Genomic DNA, 14,020 nt, shown 5'->3' with positions numbered 1-14,020 from the left:
GCGTTTCTCCATCTTCCTCCAGCGGGGGAGACATCGCCTGGCGGGCCGGGAGCCCCCCGCCCGTGTTCCGGCACCGCGGCGCGCGACCGTCCGGTGGGCCCGTCGGGACCGCGCATTCCCGGCGGGCCGGCGCGAGGTTTTCCGCCCGGCGCGGCCCGCGTATCGCCCCCGTCCCCTGTCTGCGGCCGGCCGGCTCGCGCCGACGGCGGAAAGGGCTCAGGGAGTCGGACGGGGCGGGATGCGGCCGGCGGCGGCGCCGTCGGCCTGTGCGGCGTCGGCCAGGGCCTCGGCGGCGGCTTCCGCCGCCTGGGCCGTGTCGCTGGCGGCCTGGGCGGCCATGTCGTCGTGGGACGGCTTCTCGCGGGTGGCCGACGACGGGGGCAGCGCCTCGGTGAAGGCGCGGGAGACGCCCTGGAGCGCGGAGGTGATCTCGCTGGGGATCATCCAGAAGTTGTTGCCCTGGCCCTGCGCGAGTTGGGGCAGCGCCTGGAGGTACTGGTAGGCGAGGAGCTTGGGGTCGGGGTCGTTGCGGTGAACGGCCTGGAACACCTCGTCGATCGCCCGGGACTGGCCCTCGGCCTGGAGGATCGCGGCGGTACGGTTGCCCTCCGCACGCAGGACGGCAGCCTGCTTGTCCCCTTCGGCGGTGAGGATCTGCGACTGGCGCTGTCCCTCGGCACCCAGGATCGCGGCCCGCTTGTCCCGCTCGGCCCGCATCTGCTTCTGCATCGCGTCCTTGATGGACTGCGGGGGGTCGATGGCCTTGATCTCCACCCGGTTGACCCGGAGCCCCCATTTGCCGGTGGCCTCGTCCAGGACGCCGCGGAGTTGGCTGTTGATGGTGTCCCGTGAGGTGAGCGTCTTCTCCAGGTCCATGGAGCCCACGACGTTGCGCAAGGTGGTGACGGTGAGCTGCTCGACGGCCTGGAGGAAGTTGGCGATCTCGTAGAAAGCCGCTTTCGGGTCGGTGACCTGGAAATACAGGACGGTGTCGATTTCGACGACCAGATTGTCCTCGGTGATGACCGGCTGCGGTTTGAAGGAGACGACTTGCTCCCTCAGGTCGATCAAGGGGCGCACGCGGTCGATGTAGGGGATGACGAGGTTGAGGCCGGGGTTCAGCGTCCGGTGGTAGCGGCCGAGCCGTTCGACATTGCGGGCGCGCGCTTGGGGGACGATGCGGACGGCCCGTATCACAGTGAAGATCGCGATGACCGCGACGATCAGGCCGGCGATGAGAGATGCTGAAGAGTCCATGGCTTCAGTCCCGGGGATAGACGAATGCGGTGGTGCCACTGATCTCTATGACGTCGACGGTCGCCCCGGACGGAATCACCAGCGTGTCGTCATAGGCGCGGGCCGTCCACTCCTCGCCGTCGATGCGGACCCTGCCGCCGGAGCCCGTCACCTCCGAGACGACATAGGCGGCCTTGCCGACCAGCGCGTCGACACCGAACCGTGCCGTCTGGGGCTTCAGCAGGTGACGCAGGGCGATGGGGCGTACGAACAGCACGGTGACGGTGGCGACGACGGCGTACACCACCAGCTGGAAGGCCGGAGGCAACCCGATCGCGGCGAAGCCCGCGGTGACCAGGGCGGCCGCGCTCAGCATTCCGAGCGCGGCGGTGAGTGTGAGGATCTCCGCCACGGCCAGAACAGCCGCGATGATCAACCAGATCAACCATGGATCCATGATGTGCTTCTTCTCGCAGGTGAGGACAGTGACTGCCTGTGGTTCTCTCCATTCTCCCCTGATCACTGAATTGCGTGTTCTTCGTCGGGGACCCGTCGAATCGGCGAGCGGTTAGATTCAAGCGTGCATCTCTCTTCGGTCCTTATCGAGCCGTAGCGCGGTTGTGGCGGACGGAGGAATAGAAGGAGGCGCAGATCAGGGTGACGCCGATGAGACCGGTGACAATGTCATTGATCTCGTACTGGATGCTGACGAGGAGAATGAGGGCGAGCGCGCCGATGGCGTAGTGGGCGCCGTGCTCGAGGTAGACGTAGTCGTCCAGGGTGCCCTGGCGGACCAGGTAGACGGTCAGCGACCGGACGTACATGGCGCCGATGCCCAGGCCCAGGGCCATCAGGATGATGTCGTTGGTGATGGCGAAGGCGCCGATCACGCCGTCGAAGGAGAAGGACGCGTCCAGGACCTCGAGGTAGAGGAAGGTGAAGAACGCGGCCTTGCCGGCCAGGGCCACCGCGGACCGGCCCCCGCCGACGCCTTCGGGACGCTGCTCGGCACGGCTCTCGTTCTCCCTGGCGGCCAGCCTGTCCTCGAAGAAGCCGGAGAGCCCGCCCACGACCAGGTAGGTGATCAGACCCGCGATGCCCGAGACGAGAACCGTCTGGGCCTTGTCGGCATGGACGCCGCCGTGCTGGTGGGCGTGGGCGGCGAACGTCATGGAGGTGACGAGCAGGACGGCGAGAGCGATGCAGACCGACAGCATGTCGATCCTGCCGAGCTTGGCCAGGAGGCGTTCCACCGGGCCGAGCCACTTGGTCTCGTGGTCCTCGAAGACGAAGTCGAGGAAGATCATCAACAGGAACATGCCGCCGAACGCGGCGATCGACGGGTGCGCGTCGGTGACGAGTTCCTGGTAGCGGGCTTTGTCGGTGAGCGCGAGGTGGACGGCCTGGGACGGTGTGAGCCGGGCGCTGACGGCGACGATGACGATGGGGAAGAGCAACCGCATGCCGAAGACGGCGATCAGGATGCCGACGGTGAGGAAGATCTTCTGCCAGAAGACGTTGAGCCTCTTGAGGATGCCGGCGTTGATCACCGCGTTGTCGAAGGACAGCGAGACTTCCAGAACGGCGAGGATGGCGACCAGGCCGAGAGCCGTCCAGCCGTCGTACAGCGCTCCGGCGGCCAGGCCGAGGGCCGTGACGACGAAGGTCCAGCGGAATGTCTTCAGCAGCACGTGGCACTCTTCTCTTTCTCGTCGCGCTCGTCGCCGGACGGTGACTCCCGTTCCAGTGCCCTTCTCCCGGATGTCTACTACGCGGCGCGAGGCAGTGCCTGCGGGAACCGGCCCCGCACCCTCATACGCAGAGCGGCCCCGCCGGGGTCGTCGCCCGCGACTCCTTCGGCGGCGCCGCACACGTCCGCGGCCGGCTGCGGGAGGACGTCGCGTCCTGCCGGCCCGCCGGGCACCGTCCGGCACGGGGGCCTGCCGTCGCTCCGGCGCCCTGACGGGTCCGCCGAGCACCTGCTCCGGGCACACCCGGGACGGTCCGACGAGCCGGGGGCGGGAAGGAAGGACGGCTTCCCGGTCCGCGCCGCCGCGCCACCGGGCTACGTCCGCCGTGTCCGGTCCGCGGGCAGCGCGCACCCTGCCGGGCCACCGGGCAGACGCTGCCGGTTGTCCGCCACGAGCCGATAGGCGGCGTGGGCCGCCCCGCGCACCACCGGCAGGGTGAGGAACGCTCCCGCGAGCGTCCAGGCGCCGCCGGCGCTCAGCAGCAGCTTCGCCACCGCTTGGGCGCCGCCGTACACCCTTCCGGTCGGCGTCACCCAGAGCGCCTCGTGCCGGGCGCGTTCCGGGGTGACGCCCAGAGCCGCCAGGTCGGCCCGCTGCCAGGGGACGGTCTCACACCGTGGCCGCACCACTCGCTCGATGAGACGCACCGAGTCGGTGCAGAAGCCGCAGTCTCCGTCGAAGACGAGCACAGGCCGGATCCGCATAACCCCCATCATGCCGCGCGCGCCGTCCACCTCCCCGCCGAGGTGTCGCTGCCGCCGGGAGCGCCGGTCACCGTGCGCGAGCCGCCCCGGCCGGGGCGGACCACCGCCGGCGCACACCCGTCGCACGACCGAACGCCCCCGGCACCGGTCGACGGGAAAGCCCGGCGGCACCAGGAGTCCTGCAGCGGCGGACATCGCTTCGGCTGTGTCGGTCGTCTCTGCTGGCTCCATGCGGCTCGTGCGGTCCACGTGCACCAACGACGAACAGGAAGGGACAAGTTGACCGGAAGACGAAGGGCCGCTGCCGCGCGACTGGCGGCGGTGTGCTGCGCCGCGGCGGCGGCCGTGACGACGGGGACGGGCACGTCCGGCACGGCGTACGCGGCGGAGAACCTGCCGCCGGACCAGCCGCTCGTACGGGACCTGGGGACGGGGACCAAGGCGTGCGCGACCGGTGACGACCGGACCTACGTCTCGGCGCGTCTGCGAACGCGATGACCGGGCATACGGGATTCACCCCTAGGAGAGGAGCTCACCCGTGCTCGGCATAGTCGCGGCGGTACTGTTCTTCATCGCGTTCCTGATCAATGCGGCGGAGATCGGCACCAACGACGTGTTCTCTTCGGTGAACGTCATGCTGCTGGGCCTGACGGCCCTGGCGCTGCACGTGGCAGGAATCGGGGCCGGCTGGTCCCGCAGACGCTGACCCGGCACCACGAGGGCCCGGTGACATCCTGTCACCGGGCCCTCGCGGTGACCGCGGTGACCGAACCGGCCCTCGGCGCCGCAACGGTGTCTCCGATGACTGCCGGCCGGGCCGTCCGCCGGCGTGGTCGTGAGGGGGCTTGCCGGTAGCGGGCTGCGGGCGGGTGAACCGGCTTCCGCGCACGGGCGGTTCGTGCACCGGTTCGACCGGCCGGAGCCACGGGAGCCGGCACACGCGCGCGGCTCACGGGAGGTCCGGCAGCCGCAGCCACTCCTCCCACGTCAGGTCCCGTCCGATGAACCGCGGCCGTTCGAACGGCCAGTCCTCGGCGATCCAGCGCGGCACGAACGCCTCCAGCGCCCGCTCCAGCGCACCACCCACCTCCTCGTCCACCACCCACCAGGAGATCTCGGCGTCGGCCCCCCGCTTCTCCGGCGGGTCGATGTAGACGCAGCCGCGCAGAGCGGTGCGGTCCGCGTTCTCGACGGTGTAGTTGAACGACTCGTGGGCCTCGATCTCCGCGGCGTGCCGCTCCAGGTCCGCACGGTTCGCCTCGTACGACATCGTGGCCGACGGCCAGCCCCAGGCGGCGCCGAAGAGCGACCACAGCCGCTCCCGCGAGCCCATCACCGCCGGGTAGTCGAGCGGCGCGTCCGCACCGCTGATCGGACGCAGCCGGTGGCCCCCGCCGCCGGGTACGTCGACGTGGAGGGGGTGGACGAAGTCGTGCGGGAGCCAGGTCATGGGCGCGAGCCAACCACGCCGGAGCGCGACGCGTAAAAGGATTTAACCACCGTCGCACCGTCCGACCGCGCGGACAGCGCCCGCGCCCACCAGTCGGGGTCGGCCGAACTCCCGGCCGGTGGGAGCGTGCTGGCACCACCGCACCGCACCTGCGGAAAGAACGCCCCGAACGGCACGAGGAGACGGGCGAACGACCACGCGCCACGCACCGTGCACGCGGCCGTCAGCCGCCCCTCCGCAAAACGGATGTGAGGAACTGACGGGCGGGCGCCAGAGTGGACGCCGTACGGACGGCGTTCTGGAAGGCGACGGAGCGCGGAGCGAGGTTGCCGGTGATCCGGACCCACCACGGGCGGACCGTCGAGGCACCTGCGTACCAGAACTGCTCGTGGGGCAGGCCGGGTGCCGAACGGAGCTCTCCGACCGCCAGGGCGGCGGGAATCACCCGAGCGGGTGAAAGCAGCTCGCGTGCTTCCAGAACCCCCGAGGTGCGCTGCGCCCTCTCCCGCTCTCTCCCGTCCTCTCCCCTCCTCTGTGCTCGCCTCGCAGCCGTCCGCACGGGCCGAGCCGGCCGTGGTCCCCGTCCGCGCGGAGCCGCCCTCGATCCGCCGGGAGCGGGCACCGGGGTGTCCCGGAGCCCTGTCACCGGATCCCCGTCAGCGGGTGGCGAGGAGTTCGAGTGTGTCGATCACGCGGTTCGAGAAGCCCCACTCGTTGTCGTACCAGGCGACCACCTTGATGTGGCGGCCGTCGACGCGGGTGAGGGCCGAGTCGAAGATCGCGGAGGCCGGATTGCCCGTGATGTCGGACGACACGAGCGGGTCGTCCGCGTACTCGAGGATGCCGGCGAGCGGCCCCTGTGCCGCGGCGCGGTACGCCGCCAGCACGTCGTCGCGCGTCACGTCGCGGGCCACGGTCGTGTTGAGTTCGACGAGCGAGCCCACGGGAACCGGCACGCGGATCGAATCGCCCGACAGCTTTCCGTCGAGGCCCGGCAGCACGAGGCCGATCGCCTTGGCGGCGCCCGTCGTGGTCGGCACGATGTTGACGGCGGCGGCGCGGGCGCGGCGGGCGTCGCGGTGCGGGCCGTCCTGCAGGTTCTGCTCCTGGGTGTAGGCGTGCACCGTCGTCATGAAGCCGTGCTCGATGGCGGCGAGTTCGTCCAGCACCGCCGCCAGCGGCGCGAGCGCGTTGGTCGTGCACGACGCGTTCGAGACGATCGTGTGCACGGCCGGGTCGTAGGCGGCGGTGTTGATCCCGTAGGCGAGCGTGACATCGGCGCCGTCCGACGGCGCGCCGACGAGCACCTTCTTCGCGCCCGCGTCGAGGTGCGCGCGGGCGGCCTTGGCCGACGTGAAGCGGCCGGTCGCCTCGAGCACGGTGTCCACGCCGAGTTCGGCCCACGGCAGCCGCGCCGGGTCCCGCTCGGCGAGCACCGCGATGCGACGGCCGTCGACGACGAGGGCGTCCCCGTCGACGGTCACCGGGCGACCGAGCCGGCCGGCCGTCGTGTCGTAGGCGAGCAGCCGGGCGAGGGTGGCGGGCTCCGTGAGGTCGTTGACGGCGACGATCTCGAGGTCGCTGTCGCGTTCGAGCAGCGCGCGCAGCACATTGCGTCCGATGCGGCCGAATCCGTTGATGGCGATGCGAGTCATGAATGCTGTCCTTCCGGTTCACCACCAGCGTCGCGCGCGGCATCCGGCCGCGACCGCGGCGCGAGCGCCACGGTTCGAAAGGATCGCGCCAGGCAACCGGCTACTCGCCCCGGGCGAAGGTGCGCCGGTACTCGCTCGGGGTGGTGCCGAGGATGTGCTGGAAGTGCAGCCGCAGATTGGCGCCGGTGCCCAGGCCGACGTCGGCGGCGATCTGCTCGACACCGCGCTGTGAACGCTCCAGCAGCTCACGGGCCAGGTCGATGCGGGCGCGCATGACCCACTGCATCGGCGTGTACCCCGTGTCCTCGACGAAGCGCCGCGACAGGGTGCGCGGTGAGACCGCAGCGTGCCGGGCGAGCATCTCGAGGGTGAGGGGCTCGCCGAGCCGGTGCAGTGCCCACTCGCGGGTGGCGGCGAACCGCTCGCCGAGCGGCTCGGGCACGCTGCGCGGCACGTACTGCGCCTGACCGCCACTGCGGTACGGGGCTGCGACCAGGCGCCGGGCGGCGTGGTTGGAGGCGGCCACCCCCAGGTCGCCGCGCAGGATGTGCAGGCACAGGTCGATGCCCGAGGCGGCCCCGGCCGACGTCAGCACGCTGCCCTCGTCGACGAACAGCACGTTCTCGTCGACCCGGACGAGCGGATGCTTCGCCGTCAGCGCCCGCGCGTAGTGCCAGTGCGTCGTGGCGCGCCTGCCGTCGAGCAGGCCCGTGGCGGCGAGGGCGAAGGCGCCCGTCGAGATGGCGGCGAGCCGCGCGCCCCGACGGTGGGCGGCGAGCAGCGCGTCGACGACGGCCCGTGGCGGGTCGTCGCGGTCCGGGAACCGGTAGCCGGGCAGGAAGACGATGTCGGCCCACGCGAGCGCGTCGAGACCATGGGCGACGTGGTACGACAGGCCGTCGCCGCCGGCCACGAGGCCGGGCGCCGCGCCGCACACCCGCACCTCGTACGGCATGCTCGCCCGGGTCGTGAACACCTGCGCGGGAATGCCGACATCGAGCGGCTTCGCGCCCTCGAGCACCAGGACGGCGACGCGGCGCAGACGGGAGGACGACACGGGAGACAGGGTACGAGGTCTCCCGGAGGCCGGTGACGAGCGCGACCGCTGCCCGGTCGCCGGGGGCACGCGGGAGCACTGCCCGGCATCGGCGTCCCTGGGGGAACGGCCGTGCACCCGCACGGCGTTCTCCGCCGAGGCGGTGGGTGAAGCCGTCCGTCATGCCGGCCACGGCGAAGTCCGCGCCGTGCCGGGCCGCCCGATGCGGAGGGAGACGGCCGCCTCCTGTCGGAGCGGCGGCCGTGCTCGCGTCGTTCCCGTGCCGGGCGAGGCCCGTCCATGACGGACGTCAGGGGGCGTCGTGGGTGCGCAGGACGGTGGTGCGGAAGTCCGTGACCAGGGGGCGTAGGTCGATTCGGTGCCATGCGGCCCACAGCTGGATGTTCGTCGTGTACCAGGGGAGTTCGCGTACGGCGACCTCTTCGGTGGTGGCGCGGGTCATGCTCTTCTGTACGAGGGCGAGTCCGAGCCCGGAGGCGACCAGACCGAGCGCGGTCAGTGGCTCGGCGGCGTGGAGGCGGATGTCGGGTGTGAAACCGGCTGCCGCGCAGGTGGCGATGAAGGTGTCCCGCCAGGCGGGGTCCTGGCTGTTCCCGACGGCGATCCACGGCCGGCCGTCGAGGTCGCTGGGTGTCACCTCTTCCCGGCCGGCGAGGGGGTGCCTCGCCGGCAGGGCGAGGAACAGGGGGTCCTCGAGCAGGGGGGCGGCCAGCAGGTCGGGATCGTCCGCGGCCGGGGGTTCGTGGACGAGGGCGATGTCGAGGCTGCGCTGCCGCAGGCCTTCGAACTGCTCGGTGGGCGGGAGGTTGTACAGGGCGATGTGGACGTCGGGGCGTTCGCCGCGCACGGCGCGCAGTGCGCCGGGCAGCACGCCGGTGTGCATGGCGTCCGCCACGTAGCCGATGCACAGGCCGCCCTCTTCGCCGCGGCCCAGTCGACGGCCCAGGTTCTCCAGGCGGTCCGCGTGCCGCAGCAGTGCGCGGGCTTCGGCCAGGAAGACCTGGCCGTCCCGGGTGAGCCGGATTCTCTGCTGGCTGCGTTCGAACAGGGTGAGGCCCAGGCTCTGCTCGAGCTGCGCGATCTGCCGGCTGAGCGGTGACTGGGAGATGTGCAGCCGCTCGGCGGCCCGGCCGACGTGTTCGGTCTCGGCGACGGCGACGAAGTAGCGGAGTTGCCGCAGGTCAAGCATGTAAGACCTCTGAGGACTCAAGTGTGTCCAAGTAAGTCTTGGACAGTCTCAAGCCTAGTTCCTAGCCTCGAACAGGTCAGACCGGCGGACCGCGCCCAGCGCGCGCGAACCGCATCCGCCGCAGCTCGTACAGCAAGGATCCGCTCCATGTCCATCACGTCCTTCCTGCCCGGCCGTCTGGGCTTCGGCACCGCACCGCTGGGCAACATGTTCCGGGCCATACCCGACGAGGAGGCCGCGGCCACCGTCGACGCCGCCTGGGACAACGGCGTCCGTTACTTCGACACCGCGCCTTTCTACGGCGCGGGCCTGTCCGAGATCCGGCTGGGTGCGGCACTGGCCGGCCGTCCCCGCGAGGAGTTCGTCCTGAGCACGAAGGTCGGCCGCGTCATCCTCGACGAGACCGAGGACCCCTCCGCACGCGAGCTGGGGGAGAAGGGCGGGCTCTTCGAGCACGGGCGCCCCAACAGGATCGTCAACGACTACTCGGCCGACGCCACGCTGCGCTCCATCGAGGGCAGCCTCGAGCGGCTGCGGACGGACCGACTCGACATCGTGTGGGTGCACGACGTCGCGCAGGACTTCTACGGCGACGAGTGGCTCGCCGCATACGAAAGCGCCCGCACCGGCGCGTTCCGTGTGCTGCAGCGGCTGCGTGACGAAGGCGTCGTCAGGGCCTGGGGACTGGGGGTGAACAGGGTCGAGCCCCTGGAGCTGACGCTGGACCTCGACGAACCGAAGCCGGACGCCTTCCTCCTCGCCGGCCGCTACACCCTGCTCGACCACGAGCGCGCGCTGCAGCGGCTGCTGCCGGCCGCGACGGAGCGGGGCGTCGACATCGTCGTCGGCGGACCGTACAGCTCCGGTGTCCTGGCGGGCGGGCAGCACTTCGAGTACCAGCAGGCCCCCGCGCCCGTCGTCGCCAAGGTGGAGCGCATCAAGGCACTCGCGGGGCAGCACGGCGTCGGCATCAAGGCGGCAGCGCTGCAGTTCTCCCTCGCCCACCCCGCGGTCGCCGCGGCCGTCCCCGGTGCTTCCCGGCCGAGCCGTATCGCGGAGGACGTCGCCGCGCTCGACGAGACCGTCCCGGCGGCCTTCTGGACGGCTCTGCGCGCGGAGGGGCTGATCGCCCAGGACGCGCCCGTACCCGGAGCCTGACCTCCCCCTCATCCCTTCAGGAGACGACGACCATGGCCACCACGTCCGCAACCATCGACCTCCCCCTGCCCGCCGACCGCGTCTGGCAGCTCATCGGCGGCTTCGACTCCCTGCCCGACTGGCTGCCCTACATCCCCGAGAGCACCCTCAGCGAGGGCGGCCGCGTGCGCAGCCTCACGAACGAGGAGGGCGGCGTCATCGTCGAACGCCTCGAGGCGTTCGACCACCGGGCACGCACCTACAGCTACTCCATCCTCCGGGCACCGTTCCCTGTCACCGGCTACCGCTCCACCCTCACCGTGCACGAGGTGCCCGGCGGGCGGAGCCGTGTGGAGTGGTCCGGCACCTTCACGCCGACAGGAGCAGGCGAAGAAGAGGCGATCACCCTGTTCCAGGGCATCTACACCGAGGGGCTGGCCGCGCTGAAGAAGACCCTCGAGGGGTGAACACGGCACGGGGCCGGTCGGCGCCGTCCGCTTCGCACGACGGCGCCGACCGGCCCCGTGCCGTGGGACCCGGCGGCGAGGCCGAACCCGGGCACACGCTCGTGACGGACGCGGTGCACGAAGCGCTGCACCACACGACACGGAGGGACCACGCCGACTCCGCGGACGCCTGAGCCCCGCCCGGGAAGCCCGCGGGCGAGCTCAGCCGACCGGCCACCCGGCCACCCGGCTCCCGGGCGGATCCGGTTCCAGGGGCTGGACGTGTCCGTGGTGGATGACGCCCCGCCAAGCGCCGCACTCCTGCCCGAGCCCTTCGATGAACTCCTTGAAGCGGCCGAGTTCCGCCCGGACCGCACGGGGCGTCGCCCCGGCGCGGGCCAGGACGCGGCCCTTGACTCCGTGCGGCTCGAAACGCATGCGCAGGACGACCTCGGTACGGTCCGGGGCCAGCCCCCGGAACGACACCTCGCCCCGATGACCGGCCCACCGGTCGAGGCAGCGCCACGCGACCAGCGAGTCGGGCCGCTGCTCCACGATCTCCACCGTGAACTCGCGGCGCACCGGACCGGCCCCGATCACCCAGCGCACGAGATGGGGTCGGAGCTGCTCGACCTCCTTCACCGAGGACATGAAGCGGGGGAAGGTCTTGAACTGCGTCCACTGGTTGTAGGCGGTGCGCAAGGGAACCGCGACTTCGATCGACTCTTCAACGGAATTCATGGCTGCTGCACGCATGGCCCCGCCTGTCGTCGGCACTGCTGTCCTCAGTGTCGTCGCCCACTCGCCGATCCGCCACCACAAGGCCCCGTGCGTCCCCCACGGCGCCCACCCGCACACCCCGCCCCGCACGCGGGACGGCCCCGAGGCCGCGGTCGGGGGAACGTCGGGGAAACGGAGTGTGGCGGCTGCCGACGGAAGATCATGTGGCGACCCCCGGACAGGGGCGCGAGACTGGGAAAACCCGACGGTCCGGTGAGAGGGAGTCCGATGGCGAAGCGGCCCGACGACGGTTCCAAGGACCCGCTCACCGTGACAGCGCCCAAGACGTGGGCGGCGGGAGTGCCGGCGGTGGCGCACGCGCTGGAGTACTCCCTCGGGCAGACCTCCCCCCTGCGGGCCGGGGAGACGCTGCTGACGATGAACCAGGTGGACGGCATCGACTGTCCCGGCTGCGCCTGGGCCGACCCGTCCCCGGGGCACCGGCACCGCAACGAGTACTGCGAGAACGGCGCCAAGCACATCAACGACGAGGCGACCACGCGGCGCATCACCTCCGACTTCTTCCGCCGGTACCCGGTCTCCGACCTCGCCGGGCGATCCGACCTGTGGCTGAACCAGCAGGGACGGCTCACGGAACCGATGGTCAAGCGGCCCGGTTCCGACACCTACGAGCCGATCAGCTGGCACGACGCACTCGGACTGCTCTCCTCGGAGCTCACCGCCCTCGACTCACCCGACGAGGCCGTCTTCTACACCTCGGGCAGGGCCAGCAACGAAGCCGCCTTCGTGCTGCAGCTCTTCGCCAGGGCGTTCGGCACCAACAACCTGCCCGACTGCAGCAACATGTGCCACGAGTCCAGTGGCTTCGCTCTGCACGAGACCCTGGGCACCGGCAAGGGCACGGTCAGCCTGGAGGACATCCACCACGCCGACCTGATCTTCCTGGTGGGCCAGAACCCCGGGTCGAACCACCCCCGGCAGCTCTCCGCGCTGGAACAGGCCAAACGCAGCGGCGCCCGTGTCATCGCGGTGAACCCGCTGCCCGAGGCCGGACTGCTGCGGTTCAAGAACCCGCAGAAGGCGCGCGGGGTGATCGGGAACGGCACCCGGATCGCCGACCGGTTCCTGCACATCCGCGGCGGTGGGGACCTGGCCCTGTTCCAGGGACTGAACCGGCTGCTGCTGGAGGCCGAGGACGCCCGGCCCGGCCGCGCACTGGACCACGACTTCATCCGCGCGCACACCGACGGGTTCGAGGACTTCTCGCGGCACGCCCGCACCGTCGAGTGGGAGGACATCCTCACGGCGACCGGTCTGACCCGCGAGGAGATCGAGCAGGTCCGGGACGAGGTGCTGGGCAGCGAGCGCGTCATCGTCTGCTGGGCCATGGGACTGACCCAGCACAAGCACGCCGTCCCCACCATCCGGGAGATCGTGAACTTCCTGATGCTGCGCGGAAACCTCGGCAGAGCGGGCACCGGAGCCTGCCCCGTGCGCGGGCACAGCAACGTCCAGGGCGACCGGACGATGGGCATCTGGGAGCAGATGCCGGACTCCTTCCTGGACGCGCTGCGGCAGGAGTTCGGCTTCGACCCGCCGCGCGCCCACGGGCTGGACTCGGTGAACGCGATCAGGGCGATGCGCGAGGGCCGGATCAAGTTCTTCCTCTCCCTCGCCGGCAACTTCGTCCGGGCCGCACCGGACAGCGCGGTCACCGAGGAGGCCCTGCGCTCGTGCCGCCTGACCGCCCACATCTCCACCAAGCTCAACCGGTCGCACACCGTGTGCGGCCGCACCGCGCTGATCCTGCCGACCCTGGGCCGCACCGAACGGGACTTCCAGGCCGGAGGCGAGCAGTTCGTCACCGTGGAGAACTCGATGAGCGAGGTGCACACCTCGCGCGGACGACTGGAGCCGGCCTCCCCCCTCCTGCTCAGCGAGGTCGCCATCCTGTGCCGGCTCGCCCGCCGTACGCTCGACGGCACGGGGAACATCCCGTGGGACGCGTTCGAGGCCGACTACGGGGAGATCCGGGACCGTGTCTCCCGCATCGTCCCGGGACTGCACGACTTCAACCGGCGCGTGGTGCGCCCCGGCGGCATCAGGCTGCCCAACACGGTCAACGAGGGCGTGTTCCGGACACCGGTCGGCAAGGCACGGTTCACCTGCAACGCCTGGGACATGCCGCGGGTCCCCGAGGGGCACCTGCTGTTGCAGACCCTGCGCTCGCACGACCAGTGGAACACCGTCCCCTACACGTCCGACGACCGCTACCGCGGCATCCGCGGCAGCCGCAGGGTCGTCCTCGTCAACCGGGCGGACCTGACCGGACTGGGCCTGGTCGACGGTGACCACGTCGACCTGGTCAGCGTGTGGACGGACGGCACCGAGCGGCGCGCCGAGGACTTCCTGGTCGTCGCGTACCCGACCAAGCGCGGTTCCGCCGCCGCGTACTATCCCGAGACCAACGTCCTGGTGCCGCTCGACAGCGTGGCGGAAACCAGCAACCAGCCCACCTACAAGGGCATCGTCGTCCGCCTGGAGCCCGTCCACGCCCGGCCCGTCCCGGCATTGGGCTGAGGGTGACCGGTACGGCCGTCGACGTGGTGCGGCTCCACCGCGACACCGGGACGCGTCCAGCCGCGATCCGGACG

The 14,020-nt window shown here is 71.2% G+C and carries 14 protein-coding genes; 5 read left to right on the top strand and 9 right to left on the bottom strand.

Annotated features, from left to right (window positions below; all coding sequences use genetic code 11):
* Positions 1-216: 216 nt before the first annotated feature.
* The 4 genes from CP969_RS04365 to CP969_RS04350 form a co-directional block, all read right to left on the bottom strand.
* Positions 217-1,257 (bottom strand): SPFH domain-containing protein, encoded by a 1,041-nt coding sequence (locus tag CP969_RS04365; protein ID WP_016827735.1) that lies wholly within the window; start codon positions 1,255-1,257, stop codon positions 217-219.
* 4 nt (positions 1,258-1,261) lie between these two features.
* Positions 1,262-1,693: an NfeD family protein gene (locus tag CP969_RS04360; protein ID WP_004992355.1), complete on the bottom strand. Its 432-nt coding sequence runs from the start codon at positions 1,691-1,693 to the stop codon at positions 1,262-1,264.
* Positions 1,694-1,835: 142 nt separating this feature from the next.
* Positions 1,836-2,927 carry a DUF475 domain-containing protein gene (locus tag CP969_RS04355; protein WP_004992356.1) on the bottom strand — a complete coding sequence of 364 codons (1,092 nt, stop codon included), beginning with the start codon at positions 2,925-2,927 and terminating at the stop codon, positions 1,836-1,838.
* A 374-nt stretch (positions 2,928-3,301) separates the two neighbouring features.
* Entirely contained in the window at positions 3,302-3,691 is a 390-nt protein-coding gene (locus CP969_RS04350; RefSeq protein ID WP_016827737.1) for a thiol-disulfide oxidoreductase DCC family protein, read from the bottom strand.
* Between the two features lie 279 nt (positions 3,692-3,970).
* On the opposite strand from CP969_RS04350, the gene CP969_RS04345 reads away from it, so the two are divergent.
* Together CP969_RS04345 and CP969_RS33155 are read left to right on the top strand one after the other, a co-directional pair.
* Positions 3,971-4,189: a hypothetical protein gene (locus CP969_RS04345; protein ID WP_051044453.1), complete on the top strand. Its 219-nt coding sequence runs from the start codon at positions 3,971-3,973 to the stop codon at positions 4,187-4,189.
* A 40-nt stretch (positions 4,190-4,229) separates the two neighbouring features.
* Complete coding sequence (locus CP969_RS33155; RefSeq protein WP_004992359.1) at positions 4,230-4,397, top strand: hypothetical protein; 168 nt, start codon at positions 4,230-4,232, stop codon at positions 4,395-4,397.
* Positions 4,398-4,640: 243 nt separating this feature from the next.
* Here the strand turns inward: CP969_RS33155 and CP969_RS04340 are convergent, their stop codons facing one another.
* The 4 genes from CP969_RS04340 to CP969_RS04320 all read right to left on the bottom strand — a co-directional run bounded on the left by CP969_RS04340 (position 4,641) and on the right by CP969_RS04320 (position 9,042).
* The gene (locus CP969_RS04340) at positions 4,641-5,141 is read right to left on the bottom strand and encodes a hypothetical protein (protein WP_016827739.1); all 501 of its coding nucleotides are present in this window, start codon (positions 5,139-5,141) and stop codon (positions 4,641-4,643) included.
* Positions 5,142-5,797: 656 nt separating this feature from the next.
* A complete protein-coding gene (gene gap, locus CP969_RS04330) occupies positions 5,798-6,796 on the bottom strand; it encodes a type I glyceraldehyde-3-phosphate dehydrogenase (protein WP_004992366.1) in 999 nt (332 codons plus the stop codon).
* Between the two features lie 100 nt (positions 6,797-6,896).
* Positions 6,897-7,853, bottom strand: a complete 957-nt coding sequence (locus tag CP969_RS04325) for a GlxA family transcriptional regulator (RefSeq protein WP_016827741.1) — start codon at positions 7,851-7,853, stop codon at positions 6,897-6,899.
* A gap of 289 nt (positions 7,854-8,142) precedes the next feature.
* Complete coding sequence (locus CP969_RS04320) at positions 8,143-9,042, bottom strand: LysR substrate-binding domain-containing protein (protein ID WP_016827742.1); 900 nt, start codon at positions 9,040-9,042, stop codon at positions 8,143-8,145.
* Between the two features lie 147 nt (positions 9,043-9,189).
* Between CP969_RS04320 and CP969_RS04315 the strand changes: the two genes are divergently transcribed.
* Positions 9,190-10,200 carry an aldo/keto reductase gene (locus CP969_RS04315; RefSeq protein WP_016827743.1) on the top strand — a complete coding sequence of 337 codons (1,011 nt, stop codon included), beginning with the start codon at positions 9,190-9,192 and terminating at the stop codon, positions 10,198-10,200.
* Positions 10,201-10,232: 32 nt separating this feature from the next.
* Entirely contained in the window at positions 10,233-10,646 is a 414-nt protein-coding gene (locus CP969_RS04310; protein ID WP_016827744.1) for an SRPBCC family protein, read from the top strand.
* Between the two features lie 201 nt (positions 10,647-10,847).
* Here CP969_RS04310 and CP969_RS04305 read toward each other — a convergent pair whose 3' ends face one another.
* The gene (locus CP969_RS04305; RefSeq protein ID WP_026085435.1) at positions 10,848-11,366 is read right to left on the bottom strand and encodes an SRPBCC family protein; all 519 of its coding nucleotides are present in this window, start codon (positions 11,364-11,366) and stop codon (positions 10,848-10,850) included.
* A gap of 267 nt (positions 11,367-11,633) precedes the next feature.
* Between CP969_RS04305 and CP969_RS04300 the strand changes: the two genes are divergently transcribed.
* The gene (locus CP969_RS04300) at positions 11,634-13,946 is read left to right on the top strand and encodes an FdhF/YdeP family oxidoreductase (RefSeq protein WP_016827747.1); all 2,313 of its coding nucleotides are present in this window, start codon (positions 11,634-11,636) and stop codon (positions 13,944-13,946) included.
* Positions 13,947-14,020 lie beyond the last annotated feature (74 nt).

This window comes from Streptomyces viridosporus T7A, assembly GCF_008704515.1.
In the GTDB taxonomy this organism is placed as follows: domain Bacteria; phylum Actinomycetota; class Actinomycetes; order Streptomycetales; family Streptomycetaceae; genus Streptomyces; species Streptomyces viridosporus.
Note: the sequence above shows the minus strand (reverse complement) of the source record. Positions and strands in the feature narration are given on the sequence as shown.

Coding starts and splice junctions, on each gene's coding strand:
- CP969_RS04350 (WP_016827737.1), bottom strand. CDS start 3,691: ATGCGGATCCGGCCTGTGCTCGTCTTCGACGGAGACTGCGGCTTCTGC.
- CP969_RS04320 (WP_016827742.1), bottom strand. CDS start 9,042: ATGCTTGACCTGCGGCAACTCCGCTACTTCGTCGCCGTCGCCGAGACC.
- CP969_RS04365 (WP_016827735.1), bottom strand. CDS start 1,257: ATGGACTCTTCAGCATCTCTCATCGCCGGCCTGATCGTCGCGGTCATC.
- CP969_RS04305 (WP_026085435.1), bottom strand. CDS start 11,366: ATGAATTCCGTTGAAGAGTCGATCGAAGTCGCGGTTCCCTTGCGCACC.
- CP969_RS04315 (WP_016827743.1), top strand. CDS start 9,190: ATGTCCATCACGTCCTTCCTGCCCGGCCGTCTGGGCTTCGGCACCGCA.
- CP969_RS04310 (WP_016827744.1), top strand. CDS start 10,233: ATGGCCACCACGTCCGCAACCATCGACCTCCCCCTGCCCGCCGACCGC.
- gap (WP_004992366.1), bottom strand. CDS start 6,796: ATGACTCGCATCGCCATCAACGGATTCGGCCGCATCGGACGCAATGTG.
- CP969_RS04300 (WP_016827747.1), top strand. CDS start 11,634: ATGGCGAAGCGGCCCGACGACGGTTCCAAGGACCCGCTCACCGTGACA.
- CP969_RS04360 (WP_004992355.1), bottom strand. CDS start 1,693: ATGGATCCATGGTTGATCTGGTTGATCATCGCGGCTGTTCTGGCCGTG.
- CP969_RS04340 (WP_016827739.1), bottom strand. CDS start 5,141: ATGACCTGGCTCCCGCACGACTTCGTCCACCCCCTCCACGTCGACGTA.